General features: G+C 51.2%; 14 protein-coding genes, 2 tRNA genes and 2 pseudogenes. 8 read left to right on the top strand and 10 right to left on the bottom strand.

The window, feature by feature from the left end; genetic code table 11:
* Window positions 1-1,224 (top strand): SUMF1/EgtB/PvdO family nonheme iron enzyme (locus LZ24_RS13660; protein ID WP_144686064.1); only part of this gene is annotated, 1,224 nt, incomplete at its 5' end.
* Between the two features lie 238 nt (window positions 1,225-1,462).
* Here the strand turns inward: LZ24_RS13660 and hcp are convergent.
* Window positions 1,463-3,154, bottom strand: a complete 1,692-nt coding sequence (gene hcp, locus LZ24_RS13655) for a hydroxylamine reductase (RefSeq protein WP_144686062.1) — start codon at window positions 3,152-3,154, stop codon at window positions 1,463-1,465.
* 238 nt (window positions 3,155-3,392) lie between these two features.
* Here hcp and LZ24_RS13650 point away from each other — a divergent pair, with 238 nt between their 5' ends.
* The 3 genes from LZ24_RS13650 to LZ24_RS13640 are packed head-to-tail and all read left to right on the top strand — an operon-like array spanning window position 3,393 to window position 8,363.
* Complete coding sequence (locus LZ24_RS13650; RefSeq protein WP_186443152.1) at window positions 3,393-5,402, top strand: ATP-binding protein; 2,010 nt, start codon at window positions 3,393-3,395, stop codon at window positions 5,400-5,402.
* Window positions 5,399-6,508, top strand: a complete 1,110-nt coding sequence (locus LZ24_RS13645) for a hybrid sensor histidine kinase/response regulator (RefSeq protein ID WP_144686058.1) — start codon at window positions 5,399-5,401, stop codon at window positions 6,506-6,508. Before LZ24_RS13650 ends, LZ24_RS13645 begins: the two co-directional genes overlap by 4 nt.
* Before the next feature lie 34 nt (window positions 6,509-6,542).
* Complete coding sequence (locus LZ24_RS13640; RefSeq protein WP_144686057.1) at window positions 6,543-8,363, top strand: YgiQ family radical SAM protein; 1,821 nt, start codon at window positions 6,543-6,545, stop codon at window positions 8,361-8,363.
* 87 nt (window positions 8,364-8,450) lie between these two features.
* Here LZ24_RS13640 and alaS read toward each other — a convergent pair whose 3' ends face one another.
* Together alaS and recA are read right to left on the bottom strand one after the other, a co-directional pair.
* On the bottom strand, window positions 8,451-11,078 hold the full coding sequence (gene alaS / locus LZ24_RS13635) for an alanine--tRNA ligase (RefSeq protein WP_144686070.1): 2,628 nt from the start codon (window positions 11,076-11,078) through the stop codon (window positions 8,451-8,453).
* Window positions 11,079-11,135: 57 nt separating this feature from the next.
* Window positions 11,136-12,251: a recombinase RecA gene (gene recA, locus LZ24_RS13630; RefSeq protein ID WP_144686054.1), complete on the bottom strand. Its 1,116-nt coding sequence runs from the start codon at window positions 12,249-12,251 to the stop codon at window positions 11,136-11,138.
* A 488-nt stretch (window positions 12,252-12,739) separates the two neighbouring features.
* On the opposite strand from recA, the gene LZ24_RS13625 reads away from it, so the two are divergent.
* Together LZ24_RS13625 and LZ24_RS13620 are read left to right on the top strand one after the other, a co-directional pair.
* Complete coding sequence (locus tag LZ24_RS13625; protein WP_144686052.1) at window positions 12,740-14,482, top strand: YeiH family protein; 1,743 nt, start codon at window positions 12,740-12,742, stop codon at window positions 14,480-14,482.
* A gap of 142 nt (window positions 14,483-14,624) precedes the next feature.
* A complete protein-coding gene (locus tag LZ24_RS13620; RefSeq protein WP_144686050.1) occupies window positions 14,625-14,867 on the top strand; it encodes a hypothetical protein in 243 nt (80 codons plus the stop codon).
* Between the two features lie 135 nt (window positions 14,868-15,002).
* Here LZ24_RS13620 and LZ24_RS13615 read toward each other — a convergent pair whose 3' ends face one another.
* The 3 genes from LZ24_RS13615 to LZ24_RS13605 all read right to left on the bottom strand — a co-directional run bounded on the left by LZ24_RS13615 (window position 15,003) and on the right by LZ24_RS13605 (window position 17,290).
* Complete coding sequence (locus LZ24_RS13615) at window positions 15,003-15,599, bottom strand: NF038143 family protein (RefSeq protein ID WP_222427642.1); 597 nt, start codon at window positions 15,597-15,599, stop codon at window positions 15,003-15,005.
* Window positions 15,600-15,680: 81 nt separating this feature from the next.
* Complete coding sequence (locus LZ24_RS13610; protein ID WP_144686047.1) at window positions 15,681-16,139, bottom strand: phosphatidylglycerophosphatase A family protein; 459 nt, start codon at window positions 16,137-16,139, stop codon at window positions 15,681-15,683.
* Window positions 16,139-17,290 carry a M20/M25/M40 family metallo-hydrolase gene (locus LZ24_RS13605; protein WP_144686045.1) on the bottom strand — a complete coding sequence of 384 codons (1,152 nt, stop codon included), beginning with the start codon at window positions 17,288-17,290 and terminating at the stop codon, window positions 16,139-16,141. The genes LZ24_RS13610 and LZ24_RS13605 overlap by 1 nt, the downstream gene beginning before the upstream one ends.
* Window positions 17,291-17,376: 86 nt before the next feature.
* Between LZ24_RS13605 and LZ24_RS13600 the strand changes: the two genes are divergently transcribed.
* Window positions 17,377-17,474, top strand: a tRNA-Sec gene (locus tag LZ24_RS13600).
* 214 nt (window positions 17,475-17,688) lie between these two features.
* Window positions 17,689-17,940: pseudogene (locus tag LZ24_RS18090) on the top strand (Arm DNA-binding domain-containing protein); the annotation flags it as partial.
* A 51-nt stretch (window positions 17,941-17,991) separates the two neighbouring features.
* Here LZ24_RS18090 and LZ24_RS17870 read toward each other — a convergent pair.
* The 4 genes and pseudogenes from LZ24_RS17870 to LZ24_RS13585 form a co-directional block, all read right to left on the bottom strand.
* Window positions 17,992-18,705, bottom strand: coding sequence for a hypothetical protein (locus tag LZ24_RS17870; protein WP_246118601.1), 714 nt, complete (start codon window positions 18,703-18,705; stop codon window positions 17,992-17,994).
* A complete protein-coding gene (locus tag LZ24_RS17975; protein WP_222427643.1) occupies window positions 18,671-18,853 on the bottom strand; it encodes a DUF4160 domain-containing protein in 183 nt (60 codons plus the stop codon). Before LZ24_RS17975 ends, LZ24_RS17870 begins: the two co-directional genes overlap by 35 nt.
* A 12-nt stretch (window positions 18,854-18,865) precedes the next feature.
* A pseudogene (locus tag LZ24_RS18085) lies at window positions 18,866-19,366 on the bottom strand (tyrosine-type recombinase/integrase); the annotation flags it as partial.
* Window positions 19,367-19,664: 298 nt separating this feature from the next.
* Window positions 19,665-19,741, bottom strand: a tRNA-Ile gene (locus tag LZ24_RS13585).
* Between the last annotated feature and the right edge of the window lie 199 nt (window positions 19,742-19,940).

The following is a 19,940-nucleotide window of genomic DNA, read 5'->3' as shown; positions in this document are numbered from 1 at the left end:
GAAACCATAGAACTGGACGATGACGAAGAGCTGCAGGACGCCGAAGAAATCGATGAGGACACAGAAACCATAGAACTCGATGATGACGAAGAGCCGGGAGATTCAGAAGGTGGCGATCTGGTGGAGCTGGGTGAGGATGAAGAACTCATGGACGAGGATGATGACATCCCTGAGATAGAAGACAATGACTCCCCCCCGCTGATGGATCTTCTGGATGATGAGGAGGTGGAAGAGGTCGAGGTGGATGGGGAGCTGGACCCGGATCTTTTTGAAGAGCTTGTGGAACCCGAGGAAGAAGCCCCTGAAGAAGAGGAAAAGGAAGAGGCACCGGATCTGGGACTGACCTTTGGCAGTGACGAGGATTTCAGCGAGTATGATCCCGAGGACATGGAAAAAAACCGTCTTTTATCCGAGCGATTTGACGGCTATCTGGGTGCCATGGAACGTTTTTACAACCAGTATCCCCTGGTGGATAAGGGCAGCTTCCGGGTAGGCTCCCCCAATCCCGGTAAGCTGGAACGCAGGGAAACACAAATCGAGCTTAAAGATTTTTATATCGGCCGCTTTCCCGTAACCAATGCCCTGTTTGAGGTTTTTGTGGAACGAACAGGCTACCGCACCACTGCGGAAAAAATGGGCTATGGCACGGTTTTCCAGCCCCGCTTCCGCAAGGTCAAAGATCCTTCCACCGGAGAAATAAAAGCCCAGTGGGTGGCAGAAACGGGAAGCAAACGCATTGAAGGGGCTGCATGGTATGCGCCGGAAGGCCCCGGTTCCACCATCCATTTAAAACGCAACCACCCCGTGGTACAGATCAGTATCGAAGATGCCCGCCGCTTTGCCGCCTGGATCGGAAAAAGGCTTCCCACGGAAGATGAATGGGAGGCGGCTGCCCGCACCGCAAAGGGCCTGCCCTATCCCTGGGGAGAAACATGGAATCCTGAAGCTTCCAATGTGGAAGCCACGGGTATTGGAGAAACCACGGCCGTGGATGCCTTTGGTCAGGGGCAGAACGGCTTTTCCCTGATGGATCTTACGGGCAATGTACTGGAATGGACCCAGAGTCCCATGGAAGGCCTCAGCCAGAATGTCTCCCAGATTCCCTTTTTCATTGCCAAGGGAGGCAGTTTCATTACGGCAGGAGAACCGGCCCTCTGGGCCCGCTATCCCCTCAGGCCGGACTTTACCGCCAATATTCTGGGATTCCGATGCCTTGTGGACTAAAAAAAGGGCAGGCCCATGGCCTTGCCCTGTATGTATGCTTTATAAAAAATTTTCTCCTGGTGCGAGCGGATCTTTATAATGCAGGCAGGCGCAAGTCCTGCCCCTACGAATGCTTTTTACGTCCCCTGTTTTGTAGGGGCACCCTTTACGGGTGCCCGCTGACAAGCATGAAATCCGGTCATTTAACTTCAATGATTTAAGGTGCGTATTGCTGAAAAGAGGGTGGTCATCAAAAAACTTATCCAAGAATGGCTTTCAGATCTTCATCCGGCGTATCAGCAATGGGCCGGATACCAAATTTTTCCACCAGAACGCCCAGCACATTTTCCGTAATAAAGGCAGGCAATGAAGGTCCAAGGCGGATATCTTTGATGCCCAGATGTAAAAGGGTCAGAAGAATGGCCACGGCCTTCTGCTCGTACCAGGAAAGAATCATGGAAAGGGGCAGATCATTCACGCCACACTCAAAGGCGTTGGCCAGAGCCACGGCAATCTGTATGGCGGAATAGGCATCATTGCACTGCCCGATATCCAGCAACCTCGGAAGATCACCGATTTTACCAAGATCCTTATCAAAGAAGCGGAACTTGCCGCAGGCAAGGGTCAGCACCATACAATCCGCAGGAATTTTTTCCACAAGCTCCGTATAGTAGTTGCGACCGGGTCTGGCCCCATCACAGCCGCCCACAAGGAAAAAGTGACGGATGGCTCCGGATTTTACCGCATCCACAACGGTTCCGGCCACGGAAAGGACCGTATTCCGGGCAAAGCCCGTGAGCACTTCCTTGCCGGGATGATCGTCCGTGAATCCCGGAAGGGCCAGCGCCTTTTCAATCACCGGTGTAAAATCCTTATCCGCAATGTGCCGCACACCGGGAAAACCCACAAGGCCTGTGGTGAAAAGGTTTTCCTGATAACTGACCTTTGGCTTCTGGATGCAGTTGGTGGTCATGAGGATGGCACCGGGAAAGGCATCAAATTCTTTAGCCTGATTCTGCCATGCCGTACCGTAGTGTCCATAAAAATGACCATACTTTTTAAGACCGGGATAGGCATGGCAGGGAAGCATTTCTCCATGGGTATAAACAAAAATCCCCTTGCCTTCACTCTGCTGCAGAAGAAGCTCCAGATCCTTTAAATCATGGCCGGAAACAAGTATGGCCCTGCCCTTTTTCTGCCCCAGAGGAACGGGGGTGGGTACGGGATGCCCATAACGACCGGTATTGGCCGCATCCAGCAGTTCCATGGCCCGCAGATTCACGTCACCGCATCTGAGGGCCAGCCCCAGCAGCTCATCCACGGAAAGATCCGGGTTCAGGGTAGCTGCCATGGCCTCATGGATAAAGGCATACACCGCATCATCTTCCTGCCCCAGAATGGCCGCATGATCCGCGTAGGCGGCAACCCCCTTGAGACCATACACGACGATCTGCTTGATGGAACGCAGATCCGGATTGGTATCCGGCCCGTCAAGGAGCCCTACGGTCTCCCCCAAAGCGGTCATGGATGCAAGGTCACGGGCCTTCATGGGCAGGGTGGGAAGGATTTTAAAATCCCCTCCATTACCGGTCAGGCGGGCAACCAGTTTCTGAATCCATGAGGTGTCCGTACCGGGAACGGTCCCGCCGGCTGCTTTCACATCGGCCTCAAGGCTTTTTTTGAAACGCTCGCATTCCAAAATCAGATTTTCAAAGCGTTTTTCATCAAAATCCACATTGGTCAGGGTGGAAAAGATGGCCTCTGAGGTAAAACGGTTCACCTTCGGGTCCGTCACGCCTACCCTTCTGCCTTCCACGGCAACCTGAGAAAGCCCTTTTACGGCATGGATCAGAAGATCCTGCAGGGCCGCAACTTCTCCTGTTTTGCCACATACACCGACCTTATCGCATCCCACACCTTTGGCTGCCTGCTCACACTGATTACAGAACATGGTATCCTCCTTGACTGAAAAGTTTTGTCCGACTGCTTCCTCATCTCTTCTGGAAACGAGCCTATGCTTTTCAGGCAAGACTTTCCTTGATCTGAATCAAGCCAGATAAAAAAATAATATCTTTATCTTGGACCCCTGTTCTTTTCCGCATCCCACGATCACAGCTATGGTATTATCATTTTTTATGATATCAGAATATTCAGTGCATATTCACCGATTTTTTTTACATGGAACGATGATGATACCTTCTTTTTTTTCAAAATTTTCCCTGCGTTCAAAGATCATGTGCCTCATGATTCTTAACGGAGCATCCATATCCGGCATCACCTTGCTGTTTTTCCTCTTCTACAACGGACACCCTGTCTTCAGCCCCATAGCCCTCCTTGCAGTCTGCCTTCCTGTTCTTTTATTTTTTCTCTACCTCGCCCATATCCTTCTCCTTCCCATAAACGATCTGGTTCAAAAGATCCGGCAGATGGGCCAGACAGGAAACTGTTCCAGCCCCCTAGATGGTGCCTCACAGGGAGAAAGCGCTGTACTGGCCGAAGGATTCAACCGCCTTATCCTTGAAATACAGGAGAAAGATAAGGCCCTGTTTCAGCACAGGGCCACACTGCAGCAGAAAATCATGGACCGCACCCTGGCCCTGATGGCCGCCAACACCACCCTGACACGCCTGAACATGAAACTGCAGGAAGTGCAGGAAAGGGATATCAGCCTTTTACGCCACAAGAAAAAACTGGAAGAAAAGGTTGTGGAACGTACCCTTGCCCTCACAAAAACCAATGCCAGACTGGCCAAGCTCAATAAAGAGCATCTGGAAGCAAAAAAAAGGGCCGATGACGCAAGTTTTGCCAAAAGTGCCTTTCTTGCCAGCATGAGCCATGAACTCAGGACCCCCCTGAATGGCATTCTGGGCTATGCCCAGCTCCTTTACCGGGACGGAGAGAGGCTGGGGCCCAGAAATCAGGAACGTATTCAGGTGATACAGCAGTGCGGAGAACATCTCCTGCGCATGATCAACGACATTCTGGACCTCTCCAAGATAGAAGCCGGAAAAATGAGTCTGATCCTGCACCCCTTTGACCTTGCAGCTTTTATACGCACCACGGCAGGCATGGCCCGGAACCGTGCAAAGGAAAAGGGCCTGATCATGGAAATTTCCATAGCCGATCATCTCCCCCCCATGGTCATTGGCGACGAACACAGGCTCCGGCAGATTTTATTGAATCTTCTGGGCAATGCCGTTAAATTTACGGAAAGGGGTTCCGTCAATCTTTCCGTAGAAATGAAAAATGATCTCGTTTATTTTGAAGTTTCCGATACGGGTATAGGCATTCCGGAAAAGGATCTGCCCTTTATTTTCAAACCCTTTTCTCAGGTGGAAAGCATACGCAGAAAACCCGAAGGAACAGGACTGGGTCTTTCCATCAGCCAGTACCTTGTGGGCATGATGGGAGGGCGTATTGGCGTGGAAAGCCTTCTGGAAAAGGGCAGCCGGTTCTGGTTTTCCATTCATCTTCCGGAGGCAAGGCAAAACCCGGAAAGTAAAAAAGTGCTTTCCCTTTCCGGCACGATTATGGGATACAGACGCACGGATGAAGGAACAGCCCCCCTGCGCATGCTGATCATTGATGATGGAAAGGAAAACCGCACTTTTCTTGCGGATTTTTTCTCTCCGCTGGGCTTTCTTGTGGAAGAAGCCGAAAGCGGTGAACAGGGAATAGGCTTCTGTAAATCCATAAGACCGGATATTATACTGATGGATCTTATCATGCCGGGAATGGATGGTTTTGAAACCACCAGAAAACTCCTTGAAATATTCGGGAACCAGACCCCGCCAGTTATTGCTGTTTCTGCCAGCGCCACACCGGATGTCCGGGAGAAATGCATGGCCCTTGGGTGTGCAGCCTTTATTTCCAAACCCGTTCAGATGCAAAGGCTCTTTGAAGTTCTCTGCCAGCATCTCCCCATGGTCTGGATTTCAGATACCCTTTCGGAGCAGGAACCCCTTTTTCCTGAAATTCTTTTTCCCGATGTAATGAAAATTCAGGAGCTGACGGATCTGGTAAAACAGGGAGATATTTCTGCCATCGGAGAATGGTGTCAGGATAAGGAGTTAAGCACCCGCTACAAAGCCTTTACGGGCCATGTGGAAGAACTTGCCAGCCAGTTCCGCATCAGAGAACTGAGCCGCTGGCTGAATCACCTTATAAAAGAAGGGAAAGGCATCGCTGGCCAACCATGAAAACCGTACTCATCGTTGACGACAATCCAGCCAATCTGGGCATTCTTTTTCACTGTCTGGATCAGAGCGGCTACCGTACACTGGTGGCACAGGATGGCGAGGCCGCCCTCAAAATGGCAAAAATATCCCGGCCCAATATGATCCTCCTTGATGTCATCATGCCGGAAATGGATGGTTTCACAACATGCCACAACCTGAAGGCAGATCCGGAAACACGGGATATTCCCGTCATCTTCATGACCGCCCTTACGGATACGGCGGATAAACTGGCAGGATTTCAGGCAGGTGCGGTGGACTACATCTGCAAACCCTTCCAGCAGGAAGAAATTCTGGCCCGCATTCACCTGCACATGATGTTGCAGGAACAGAAAAATCAGCTCTTACGCATCAACAGAGAAAAGGAAAAGATCCTCTCCGTTGTTGCCCATGATCTCAAGGCACCCTTCAGCAGTGTTCTGGGTTTTTTAGGCCTTCTTTCGGAAAACTATAACGACTACACGGAAAAGGAAAAAAAACGTTTCATTGCCCATGCCCATGGTTCCACCCTTAAACTTTACCAGATGCTGGAAAAACTTCTGGACTGGACCCGGACAGGTAGCGGTTTCAGCGAATGGCAGCCGGAGGTACTGGACCTGACCCAGCTCATCCATTCAACGGTCTCACTCTTTAAAGAAAATGCGGAAAAAAAGAAAATCCTTATCCGGGGTAAAATCCCAAAAACCCTGTATCTCTTTGCCGATACCAACATGATCGCATCGGTGCTGCGTAACCTGATTTCCAATGCCATCAAATTTACGGATAAGGGGGGAAAAATTACCATCACCGCAACACAAAATCCTTCCGGGACAGAAATCCGTATCAGTGATACGGGGACAGGAATGAATGAGCAGACCGTGGCCTCTCTTCTTTCCGGCTCCTGCGGCAAATCCACCCCCGGCACCACAGGGGAATGCGGCACAGGCCTTGGCATGGTGATATGCCGGGAATTCATAGAAAAAAACAAGGGAACCCTTTCCATTGAAAGTGAACCTTCCAAAGGCAGCGTTTTTATCCTTACCTTTCCCCCTGCCCCCTCCAGACCCTCTGACCCTGAGCGACTGAACTGAAACGGACTTTCAGGGTTTTTGATAAAGGATTTCCATGGCAACACTTTCCGATATTTTTCCCACAAGCCCCGAAGCCATGGCCAGAAACGGCTGGGATGCTCCGGATATCATTCTTGTGACCGGGGATGCCTTTATCGACGCCCCTTCCATGGGTATTGCCGTCATTGCAAGGGTTCTTGCTGCTGACGGTTTCAAGGTAGCGGTTCTTGCCCAGCCCGACCCGGAAAAAGCCTCTGACTTTACAAAACTGGGGGAACCCAGACTCTTCTGGGGTGTTAGCGCTGGCAGTGTGGATTCCATGGTGGCCAACTACACGGCTTCAAAAAAACGCAGAAGAAATGACGACTATACCCCCGGCGGCATCAACGACCGCAGGCCGGACCGGGCCTGCATTGTATACACCAACCGCATCCGTCGTTACTTCAAGAACACGGTGCCCGTTCTTCTGGGTGGCATCGAAGCCAGCCTGCGACGCATCAGCCACTATGATTTCTGGGATAACAGAGTCAGGCGCTCCATTCTTTTTGATGCCAAGGCGGATTATCTGCTCTACGGCATGGCAGAATCCAGTATCCTTGCCTTTGCCCGTGCCCTGAAACACAAAGAATCTCCGGATGCCATACCCGGCCTCTGCCTCATTGCCAGGCAAATCCCGGAAAACTACCTGAGCCTTCCTTCCTTTGAAGAGGTTTCTGAAGATAAAAAAAGCTTTCTTTCCATGTTCCATACCTTTTATGAAAACAGTGATCCCATGACAGCCAGAGGCCTTGCCCAGGCCCACGGCGACCGCTTTCTCATCCAGAACCCGCCCTTTCCCCATACGGAAGAAAAGGAGCTGGATGCCATGCACGCCCTGCCCTTTACCCGCAGCCTGCATCCCGACGATGCGGTAAAAGGAGAGGTCCGGGCACTGGAAACCATCCGGCACAGCATCACCACCCACTACGGATGTTATGGAGAATGTAATTTCTGCGCCATTGCCGTGCATCAGGGAAGAAGGGTGCGGTCCAGAAGCCTTGCCTCCATTGTGAAGGAAGCAGAAAGCCTGACCCAAAGGTCCGATTTCAAGGGCATTATATCCGATGCTGGCGGTCCAACGGCCAATATGTATGGATTTGAGTGCAGAAAAAAAATGGAAAAGGGAAGCTGCCGGGACAAACGCTGCCTGTTTCCCGAAGTCTGCCCTTCCCTGAAACCGGACCACAGCCTCCAGAAAAAACTCCTGAAAGAACTGCGCAGCCTGAAAGGGGTCCGAAAGGTTTTTGTGGCATCGGGTGTCCGCTATGATCTTCTGCTGGCGGATAAAAAATCAGGACCGGGCTATCTGGAAGAGCTGGTCGGCCACCATGTTTCCGGCCAGATGAAGGTGGCACCGGAACATATCTGTCCCCATGTTCTTTCCCGTATGGGAAAACCCGGCACAGAAACCCTTGAACGCTTCAGGGATCTTTTTTTCACCCAGACCCACAAGGCGGGTAAACCCCAGTTTCTCACCTACTACTTCATTGCAGCCCATCCGGGATGTACGGAAGAAGACATGAAAAAACTGGGGGTCTATGCCCGTGACACACTAAAACTTACACCGGAACAGGTACAGATCTTCACGCCCACACCTTCCACCTGGTCGGCGGCCATGTACTGGACGGAAACGGATCCGTGGACGGGAGAAAAGCTTTTTGTAGAAAAAGATGGGGGAAGAAAAAAACGGCAGAAAGATCTTGTGGTACAAGCCTCTTCCAACGGGGTAAAGCAGCGGGATCAGGCCATGCGATCCCAAAAAAAAAGTACAAAAACAGCCCCAATGCCAGCCCCAGCACACCGAAAAAAAGCCAGAAAGGGCCACGAATCAATATGAAAAGGGAGACGAAAAAATAACAGGCACACAAGACATGCATCAATGCCCTGTGTGCCTTAAATTAAGGTACTTCTGCGCCCTGCCCCGTCAGGCCTGGGCTGCCATGTCCAGAACCGTCTTCAAAGCCGCATCCAGATTTTCAGGACGGGTACCACCGGCCTGGGCCATATCCGGACGGCCACCACCGCCGCCACCCACCACACCGGCTGCGGTTTTTACAATATTTCCTGCATGGAAACGCCCCACAAGATCCTTACTTACCACGGCTATGAGAAGAACCTTGCCATCGGATTCCGTTCCCAGAAGCACAATACCGGAACCCAGCTTATCCTTCATACGATCCGCAAGATCCCTGAGGGAGGCCGGATTATCCACCATCACCTTTTTGGCCAGTACCTTAACGCCCTGAATCTCCACAACGCCTTCGGTAATATCTCCCGCACTCATTTCCGCCATCTTGTTTTTCAGGGAATCAATGGTTTTTTCCTGACTGCGGCAGTCCGCCAGCAGACGTTCCACCCGGGGAACCAGCGTTTCCGGCCTGTCCTTTAAAAGGGAAGCCGCCTCAAGGACAATGCGGTTACGCTCCTGTACAAAGGCAAGGGCCGATGCACCGGTCAAAGCTTCGATACGGCGGACACCCGCCGCCACACTGCCTTCGGATACAATGACAAAGAGGCCGATATCCCCTGTGTAGGCCGTATGTGTCCCTCCACAGAATTCCTTGCTAAAGGTATCCAGAGTGATCACCCGTACCTCGTCCCCGTATTTTTCCTCAAAAAGGGCTGTGGCTCCGGTTTTGAAAGCTTCCTCCGCCTGCATGACCTCGGAGTTCACAGGGACATTCTGACGGATTTTTTCATTCACCCAGACCTCCACCCTGTCCAGAACGGTCCGCTCTATTCCGGAAAAATGGGTGAAATCAAAACGAAGCCGGTCCGGACCCACAAGGGAGCCAGACTGCTTCACATGATCCCCCACCACATCCCGCAGGGCAGCGTGGAGAAGGTGGGTGGCCGTGTGATTTCTTTCGGTGCTGGCTCTGGCGGCACCGTCCACACAAAGACTGACGACCTCACCCTTTGCAAGGTTTCCCGAAAGAATCCTTCCCTTATGGATGAAAATACCCGTGGGATCTTTCAGGGTATCTGTCACTTCCATTTCAAAACTTTCCGTACGGATAAAACCCCTGTCACCCGCCTGCCCGCCGGACTCCGCATAAAAGGGCGTACGGTCTGTTACCAGCTCCAGCGCCCCTTCTCCCTCAACCCTTTCACAGGCCTTGCCCTCCTGCACAAGCAAAAGCACCTTTGCCTTATCTTCCGTACGCTCATATCCCGTAAAGGTGGTCTGAACCCCTGTGCTGGAAAGGGAAAGGTAGGCTTCATTCATGGCATCAAACTTCACCTTGCTGCGGCTCATTTCCCTCCGCTCTGCCATGATTTTTTCAAAGCCCTGCATATCAAGGCGGATATCACTTCCCTTGGTAACGTCTTTTACGATATCCACAGGGAAACCATAGGTGTCATACAGCCGGAAAATCACATCGCCCGACAGCTCCTTTTTCCCTTCGCTGGCAAGGCCTTCAAGGGTTTCATGGAGAAGCTTCAGCCCGTTGTCCAGGGTTTCGGAAAAACGGATTTCCTCATTTTCTATCACACTGCAGATGAAGCTCTCCTGGGTTTTCAGCTCAGGATAGGCATCTTCCATAATGGCAAAAACCACCCGCACCGTATCCTTGAGAAAGGGCCGGGTCAGACCGATGTTGCGGCCATAGCGGATGGCCCTGCGCAGAATACGGCGCAGCACATAGCCCCTGCCCTCGTTGGAAGGCAGCACACCATCATTGACAAGAAAGGCTGCGGCACGGCTGTGATCGGCAATGACCTTCATGGCCACATCCCATGAAGGATTTTCGCCCGGCTTTTTCCCGGCCATCTCTCCCACCTTTTCCATGATGGGAACAAAGAGATCCGTGTCATAATTGGTGTCCACCCCCTGCACCACGGAGGCAATGCGCTCAAGCCCCATGCCCGTGTCAATACTGGGCTTGGGCAGAGGCGTCATGGTCCCGTCTTCGGAGCGGTTAAACTGCATGAACACAAGGTTCCAGATTTCAAGATAGCGGTCGCAGTCACAGCCAACGGCACAGGCAGGGTTGTCACAGCCATGGGCAGGCCCCCGGTCTATGTGGATTTCTGAGCAGGGTCCGCAGGGGCCCGTATCCCCCATGGCCCAGAAATTATCCTCTTCCCCCAGACGCACGATACGCTCTTTAGGTACACCGATCTGCTCATGCCAGATAGTAAAGGCCTCATCATCATCCAGATAGATGGAAACCCAGAGTTTATCCGCAGGAAGGCCATATCCGTTGGTAAGGAGATCCCAGGCAAAGGCAATGGCCTTTTCCTTGAAATAATTCCCGAAACTGAAATTACCCAGCATCTCAAAAAAGGTATGGTGCCTTGCGGTATAGCCCACATTCTCCAGATCGTTATGCTTGCCTCCGGCCCGGACACATTTCTGGGAGGTGGTTGCCGTAACATAATCCCTTTTTTCTTCCCCTATGAACACCCGTTTGAACTGCACCATGCCCGCATTGGTAAACAGCAGGGTGGGGTCATCGGAGGGAACAAGGGAAGAGCTGCGCACCAGACGGTGATCATGTTTTTTAAAATATTCCAGAAATTTCTGACGAATTTCATTTCCCGTCATCATGGTTTTTATTTTCTCCTGCTTACTTTAAGATCAGTCAGATATAAAATATTCTGATTACTCATCGGAGGGTACTGCATCATCAAACATGGAAGGTTCTTCCCCCTTTTTTTCACGGGGGGCTTTGGCATTCTTGCCTGCTTTTGCAGCCTTTTCATCCTTCTCTGGTGCCACAGGCAGGCCAATGCCCATACTTTCCCTGACCTTGACATAGAGGGTGTTAAACAGGTCTTCATTTTCCTTCAGAAATTTTTTCACATTCTCCCGGCCCTGACCGATGCGCTCGCCGTCATAGGCATACCAGGCACCACTTTTTTCAATAATCCCCGCTTCCACACCCAGATCCAGCAAATCACCGATTCTGGAAATACCCTCTCCATACATGAGATCAAACTCCGCCTCTTTGAAGGGGGGGGCCAGCTTGTTTTTCACCACCTTGACACGGGTACGGTTGCCCGTAACATCCTGACCATCCTTGATGGCTGCGGCACGACGCACATCCAGCCGGACGGAGGCATAGAACTTCAGGGCATTGCCACCGGTGGTGGTTTCCGGATTACCAAACATCACACCGATTTTCATGCGGATCTGGTTAATGAAAATCACCGTTGTCATGGTCTTGCCAATGGTAGCCGTCAGCTTTCGAAGGGCCTGACTCATGAGACGGGCCTGAAGCCCCATATGGGCATCCCCCATTTCCCCTTCAATTTCAGCCCTTGGAACCAGTGCGGCAACGGAATCAATGACAAGGATATCCACAGCCCCGCTGCGCACCAGCATATCGGCAATTTCAAGGGCCTGCTCACCCGTATCCGGCTGGGAAACCAGCAGCTCATCCACATTCACGCCCAGTCTTCTTGCATAGGCCGTGTCCAGAGCATGCTCCGCATCAATGAAGGCAGCCACTCCCCCGGCACGCTGACACTCCGACACCGCATGGAGGGCCAGCGTTGTTTTACCCGAAGACTCAGGACCATAAACTTCCACCACACGGCCTTTGGGCAGGCCGCCAATGCCAAGGGCTCTGTCCAGAGCCAGGGAGCCTGTGGAAATGGTGGGAACCGCTATCACTTCCTTGCTGCCCAGACGCATGATGGCGCCTTTTCCAAACTGACGTTCAATCTGTCCCATGGCCGACTCAATGGCCTTTCCCTTATCCCCTGAAATACTCATGAACCCTCCAAGTTGTTCCGGTTTTCCTGCAAAAGTTTTTACATACCTTTTTCTAAAGCATAAGAAAACACTAACCCGCTTTCATCAGAAAAAAATACACGGAAAACCGATTGCACCACCATGCAGCCGCAAGGCTGCACCTACCCATCCCCGAGCTGCACCCCCAAGGCTGCACCTCTACCCCTTCATCGTTTACAAAAATAAATTCCGGCGAATGACATGCTGAAATATCAGGATATATTTTCCACCCTGACAAAGAAGCAATTACGGCATTCATTTTGCTAATCTGTTGAATCCTTGTGAGCGTGTTTTCCGTTTGCCATGAAAAGGGCCGACAATAAAAAGGCTCAGGTGTCAAAAAATGTTTGCCCCCGACAATACCCCGAAAAACATTTTTTACATCCACCGAGTCAGGCTCTTGAAAATACAGACAGGCAAAACGGACATACAAAAACCAGAAGTCACTATCATTTCAAGGAGTTTTTATTATGTCAGGACAAAGCAGACAGGCGGAAATCGTTGTGGATCAGGCAAAATGGGAATGGTCTGAACTCTATAAAAAAGAAGACTGGTGGGCCATCTGGTTAGGCATCATTATTCTTATTGTTGGTCTGATCATTTTCCTTCCAAGACCGCCTGCGGATATGGATCAGAAAATTACCCAGTCCCAGAACACCATGAAGGCCGAAGACAGCCGTGCCCCCTTCCACACCCTTGAATGGCACAGGGCCAATGACACCCTCTCCGGACTGCGCGCCAGAAATGAATCCCATGGAAAAACCCTTGCCAAATGGCTGGGAACCCCTGCAAGATGGGCCTCCAACCCCATGGAAGCCCTCATACTGACGGAAGCAAGGGCTGCTGAAATCCGGGAAGGTGCCAAAGAAAGACACGCTGCAGCCCAGGAAAAAACCAGAGCTGCCCTTGCACAGGCTGAAGCGGATCAGGCAGCAGCCGCAAATGCAGCCTTCCAGAATACGGAGCTGAATAAAAAAGCCGAAGCTTCCATAGCCCAGTGGCGTTCCGCCAGAAGTGCCGAAAGCAGGGCCCGCTCCCAGGCAGGAACCCAAGCGTATAACAAAATACCCTATCTGTTTGGCATCGGTGTTATTTTCATGCTTTTCTTTGCCGCAGGCACCACGGTAATGAACATTAACACAGCCAACTTCATTAAAGGGTTTGGCTTTGTTTTTCTTCTTGCAATCATTTCAGAAATCATCGGTGCCAACAGCACCCTCAGAAGCTGGGGCTTTGGTCCTCTCATCTGGGCCATCCTCGGCGGCATGCTCATTGCCAATACCATAGGGACACCCCAGTTCATCAAAGACGCAGCCCAGACCGAATATTTCATCAAAACCGGCCTTGTGCTTCTGGGGGCTGAAATCCTCTTTGGCAAAATCCTTGCCATCGGCCTTCCCGGCATCTTTGTGGCATGGGTGGTCACGCCGACGGTTCTGGTACTGACCTTCATCTTCGGTCAAAAAGTTCTGAAGATAGAATCCAAAACCCTGAACATCACCGTATCATCGGATATGTGCGTCTGCGGGGTTTCCGCAGCCATTGCAACGGCTGCGGCCTGCCGTGCCACCAAGGAAGAGCTCACCATTGCCATTGGCATGTCCATGCTCTTCACGGCCATTATGATGATTGCCCTTCCTACCTTCATCGTATCCGTTGGTATGCATCCCGTTCTGGGCGGTGCATGGATCGGTGGTACCATCGACTCTACGGGTGCCGTTGTTGCCGCAGGTGCCTTCCTTGGTGAAACGGGGATGTTTGTTGCTGCAACCATCAAGATGATCCAGAATATCATGATCGGCGCCATTGCCTTTGGTGTGGCTGTGTACTGGTGTGCCAAGGTGGACTGCGTGGAAGGCCAGACCGTTAAGAAAATGGAAATCTGGTACCGTTTCCCAAAATTTGTCCTTGGTTTCATTGCCGCATCCATCGTATTTTCCATCATGATCGAAGCCATGGGTGCCCGCGGGGATGTGATGCTGGATCAGGGTGTACTTCGCGGTTTCAGCCGTCCCTGCCGTGAGTGGTTCTTTATTCTGGCCTTTGCCTCCATTGGTCTGACATCTAACTTCAGGGAAATGGCCAAGCACTTTACCGGTGGTAAGCCTGTTATTCTCTATGTATGCGGTCAGAGCCTCAACCTCGCCCTGACCCTGCTCATGGCGTACATCATGTTCTTCCTTGTATTCCCGGATATTACGGCAAGCCTGTAAGCATACCGGAACATCCCGTCCGTATCCTCTGCCTTTATGATACGGACGGGAATTTCCCCTTTGATCCCACAGAAAGGCCATCGGAACAGGGATGAAAACCACACTTCAAACGGATATGATTTTTTCCAGCAGAGGTAAGAAAATGTCAGAAAAAAAACAAAAAAAATTACCGGGCATAGCCAGACTGATCACAGGCGTGGCAGGTTTCTGGATTGCAGTCGCCCTTGTTCTGCCATGGATGCAGACTCTGCCTGTGATCCGGCCCATAATGGATATCATCATTGCGGCAGACCTTGACGCCAACCAGTATTTTTACACCCAGTCCGAAGAAACCTTTGCAGCCCAGTCCCATATGCGATCCGGTATCCGGCGGTCAGAACAATAAAAAAACATCCGCAGCAAAAAGCCAGTGGCTATTCATTGCGGACGTTTTTGGATGATCTGATTTTTTTAAATACCTGATCTTTTCAGATGACCTGATTTTTTGGTCTGTCAGCAGGCTGAGGGATCAGCAGCCTTTCTAAAAAATTTCCTTCACTTCTTTATCCCGGATACCACTGACAATTTTTTGCATCCTCTTTGTCACGTCCAAAGCTGCCTCACTGGTCTGAAAGCTCCTGTTCACATAGCGGATAACTTCCTTTTCCGCCTTTTCCAGAGCATTGTAAAAGGCCTTCAGCCTTCCGGCTTCGCCGTAGGCGGCCCTGACCATGGTTTCGTAGCTTTTTCCCCGGGCCTCCATCAGCAGCTTATAATGGTGAAAGAACAGACGGATTTCCTCCAGCTGCTTTTCACAGAGACGCACTTCCTTTTCTTCATGCATCTCCACCGATGGAAAACAGTTCTCAAGGTTGATGGCAATGCCCTTTTCCTCCTTCATGGAATAAAAGGCCAGTTCCAGTGCTTTCTGACGGGTTTTAATATAATTTTCCGCAAAACCGTGGATACTTTTTTTATACCTCTGAATATTAAAGGCATGGTGGATAAAAAGTATGGGAATCAGAATCATCCATACGGAAGCCTCCGGCTTCTGAATCAGTTCTCTGGCAAGGGCATAGGCCTTACGCCTTTCTGCCGCCAGAATCATCTCATGTTTTTCTTCCAGTGTAAGTGCCAATGTCTGCTCCATCAAAATTTCTCAAAGGGTTATTTTACTTCCATGCCCGCCACCGGAACAAAAAACTGCCGGGCTTATGCTTCAGAAAACATAAAAAAGAACAGCCAGAACCAAATGGGCACAAAGCCCTGCCGCCACATCATCCAGTACAATACCCGCACCTCCGGGAATTCTTTCATCAAAAAAATTTACGGGCCATGGCTTGACTATGTCAAAAAAACGAAACAGAAAAAAACCAAGAATCACAGTAAAAAACGATAAGGGGAAAAACATCAGGGTAACGGCAAGACCCAGCACCTCATCCAGCACAACGCAGGAAGGATCTTTTTCACCCAGCTCTTCCGCCGCCTTGTCACAGACCATGATTCCCAAAAGTACAGCCGTCATCACAACAACCATCTGAACCTGCAGGGGCAACAGAAGAAGAAGGGCACAGAACGGAATTCCCGCAAGGGTTCCCATGGTGCCCGGTGCTTTTTTTGCATTTCCCGTGCCAGCAAAAGTTGCCAGAAACATTACGGGATTTTCAGGAAGACGCATCACTTCTCCTCCCCTGCTCCAAGGCTGTGTATGCGGACAACCTCTTCAAGCAGACTGGCACAGTCCACCATATCCGAAAGAAAGACATGCTCCCTTAAAGTATGGACCTCACGCATTCCCGTACCGATGACACAGGCATCGATTCCATGCCTAAAAAAAATATTGGCATCGGAACCACCACCTACGGAGCCGGTTTTCATGGTGCGCCCAAGGTTTTCTGCAGCCTGTTTTGCCAGCAGCACCACGGGTGCATCCTCCGGGATGCAGGTGTGGGGAAAATCTTCTTCCACATGCACTTCCACACGGGGAAGCAGAGGGGCTTCCCCTCCCCCGGCTTCGGCCACGGCATTCTGAAAAGCCCCTGTGATCTGCCGTGTCAGTTTCTCAAGTTTTGCCGGATCATGGCTTCGGGCTTCCCCAAGCACCACCACAGAGGACGGAACAATATTAGTTGCTGTTCCCCCTTCAATTTTACCAATGTTGCAGGTGGTCTCGTGATCAATTCTGCCATCGGGACAGGCCGCCAGAGCCTTTGCCGCAAGCACAATGGCATTGATGCCGTTTTCCGGCTCTGCTCCGGCATGGGCTTCTTTACCATGGACCACAAAGCGGAAACGGTTGGCCGCAGGTGCACGAAGAACAATTTTATTAATATCCCAGGCATCCAGAACGTATCCGAAACGGGATTTCAGCCGGGACTTATCCATGAGCTTGGCCCCCGTAAGACCGATCTCCTCACATATGGAAAAAACCACTTCAATGGGTCCATGGGGTATCATCCTTTCTTTCAGGGAGTGCAGCACCTCAAGGATAATGGCAATGCCGGATTTATCATCGGACCCCAGAATGGTATCCCCGCTGCTGCGAAAAACGCCGTTTTCAAAAACGGGCTTCACCCCCCTGCCCGGTTCCACCGTATCCATGTGGGCAGAAAGGAGAACGGGCTCAAGGTCCAGGGTTCCCGGAAACCATGCAATGAGATTCCCCACGGTCCCCCCGGCTGCCTCTCCTGCATTGTCAAAGGAAACCTCTGCGCCGAGGTCTTCAAGTGTAGTTTTCAGAAAAGCTGCTATTTCCTGCTCCTCACGGGAGGGTGAGTCAATGCGTACCAACTGCAGAAACATATCACTGAGACGCTGGGGCTGAATCATGGGAATCTCCGGAAAATAGGGTTGACGTTCGCCGCAAAAGCGGTTGACAAATTCAGAAGTTTCTATATCATTTCCGTCTGCGTTTCGGAAGTGCGCAGCTTACTGGTGAGGCTCCCGGACTTCAAATCCGGTGTGGGGCGCTAAAACCGTCCCGGGTGGGTTCGATTCCCATGCACTTCCGCCACATAACATTCAAGGCCTCCTTCGGGAGGCCTTTTTTGTTGCTTTCGATCCAGCATTGGCGCGGGTTTTGGGTTACTTTTAGCACCATTTGGGGTGATAAGCGAAAAGGGCAAAAAACCCGAAAAAAGCCTTGTGGAAAATAATTTTTAGTGACTAGATAGTGACGAAAGCGCCCACCGGTTGCTCCGCCACTAATCGCAAAAGAGGCTGTCATTATGGGGGTTTTAAATAATTCAAAAATCGATGCGGCCGCACCCGCAGAAAAAAGGATAACCCTCCGGGATGGGGACGGCCTTTTCCTGGCGGTGGAACCCTCCGGAAAAAAGATATGGTTTTTCCGCTATTCGTTTCAAAAAAAGCAGCAGGACATGAGACTGGGAGAGTATCCGGCCCTGGGTATACGGGCTGCCAGAGAGCAGTCTCTGTCTCTCAGAAAAATGATCGCTGCGGGTAAAAACCCCAGGGAAGAAACCCGGACGGACGAGGAAAAAACTTTCGAGACCATAGCCTCCCGGTGGTTAGTGCATATCCATGGCCGTGAGGTGCAGACCAGCCATCAGGAGCGGAACCGCCTGCTGCTGGAAAAGCATGTCTATCCGTATTTTAAGGGCAAGAGGCCCGATCAGATCCCGGCTCCATTTGCGCATCTTGGATACGGCAATGGTGATGGCGTTAAATCCACGGGACAGGGCGCAGATGGTGTCCGGCTCGCCCTCACACAAAAGAAGGGTCCCTTCCGGTTCAGGCCGGGCAGGGAAGGGCATGGCATCGCCGCTGCCAGAAGCCCATGAGATCATTTTCCCGGCACGGCTGCCATCGGGAGCCGGTCCGGGCCTGTACAGCCGCATATTCCTGACAGCTCCTGTGGCGTCGAATATGGGAATGGCAATGCGGTCCGGTTTTTTGGGGATGATTTTTCCGTTTTTGGCCTGATAGCAGGTCTGCAGACGGATACCCAGATCCGATACGGTCTGGGCCGTCCAGCCCCTCAGGGTGCAGATCCTGTCCATCCACTCCTTTGGGAGTTCCGGCAGATCGTTGTAAATGGCATCCAGTTTGGGAGGAAGGTGCTGACCGGCAGGGGCGGATGCCGACCACGGCTCCGGCTTATCCCCGATGCCGTGGGTATGGCAGAAGGCCTTGAATGCCTCCCTGTTGTCGAAAAAACCCTGCACATGGCCCCATAATTTGATGAGATCACCAGAAACACCACAGCCTAGGCAGTGGAACAATTAGTGCTTCCTGATGAATTTCCGCCCAAGCCAGAACCTGTTTCTTCTGTATTTTAGGAAGGCTGCCATCCAGAATCTCACAGGTGCTGATGTCTACTGTAGCTCTGTGCTCGGCATAGTAAGCGTGAAAATGAGGTGCCGGAAGCATGCCGGATAAATCCCGGGTGGGATCACGCTCCGCCCTGCCCAGAGAAATCCCATACCTGAACACCAAAGACATGACAGACTTTGCACGGTGTGCCGTTTCAATGTGTCCGGTATCACAAATTTTTAAAAGCAGATCCAAAACCATCGGGGGCGTAATTTCGTTCGGCCTGTGTTCCCCCACGTATGGGAATACCATCTTTTTCAGGCGGGATAGGTTGCGGACGGCATGGGCCTCCACCACCTGCGTTGCATGCACCTTTTCATACCATTCCATTGCCAGTGCCTGAAAAGATTCTGCAGGATCCATTTCCGTGGAAACCTTTTTCTTCTTGCCTCCCGGATCGCTACCTTCTGCAAGGGATACTTTTATCTTTGCTGCCGACACCCTGGCATCCTTCAATGACGTTGCCGGAAAGGTACCTAGGGAAAGCATCTTTTGCTTACCATCAAAATAGTATCGGAGCTTCCACACCTTCCGTCCCGTGGGATCAATCTGCAGGGAAAGCCCGTCCCCATCGGTAAGATAATACCTCTTTCCCCTTGCCTACGCCTTCTCGCATACCATATGGGTAAACTTTCCCAAAGCCATCGTGAATCCTCCCTGCCTGAATAAGTAACGGAAAAGCAGCCTCTGCAAGTAACGAGTAGCAGCCATAATTTTTTGTCACTTGTTTGTTACTTGAAAAACCCCTCCTTGCCAACAGCTAGAACCCTTTTTCTTAGTCGCAATAGTCGCCTGTTTTTTCAAAAACCCCGTAAATACTGAAAACCGGGCACAAAAAAAGCTCCCTTTCGGGAGCTTTTTTGTATTTTGGTGGGCCCACCTGGATTTGAACCAGGGACCGACCGGTTATGAGCCGGTGGCTCTGCCAGGCTGAGCTATAGGCCCTTAGAAAACCTTGAATGTTTATCTTTTTGTCCAGCCTTTGTCAAGCTGCTGAACCTTTTTCACTTAAAAAAAAACGTAACTGTTCAGCACAATTTTTCATATCATACCTGCAAGACAGATGCACAGGCTCCAGGCTATTTGCCCTTGGCGCAATCCGGCACTCAAGCTGAAAAGCTCAAGCCCTTTACGGGAGCAAAAG

It is taken from the genome of Desulfobotulus alkaliphilus, assembly GCF_007830435.1.
Taxonomy (GTDB): domain Bacteria; phylum Desulfobacterota; class Desulfobacteria; order Desulfobacterales; family ASO4-4; genus Desulfobotulus; species Desulfobotulus alkaliphilus.
The sequence above is the reverse complement of the archived record's forward strand: the minus strand, read 5'-3'. Positions and strand labels throughout refer to the sequence as shown.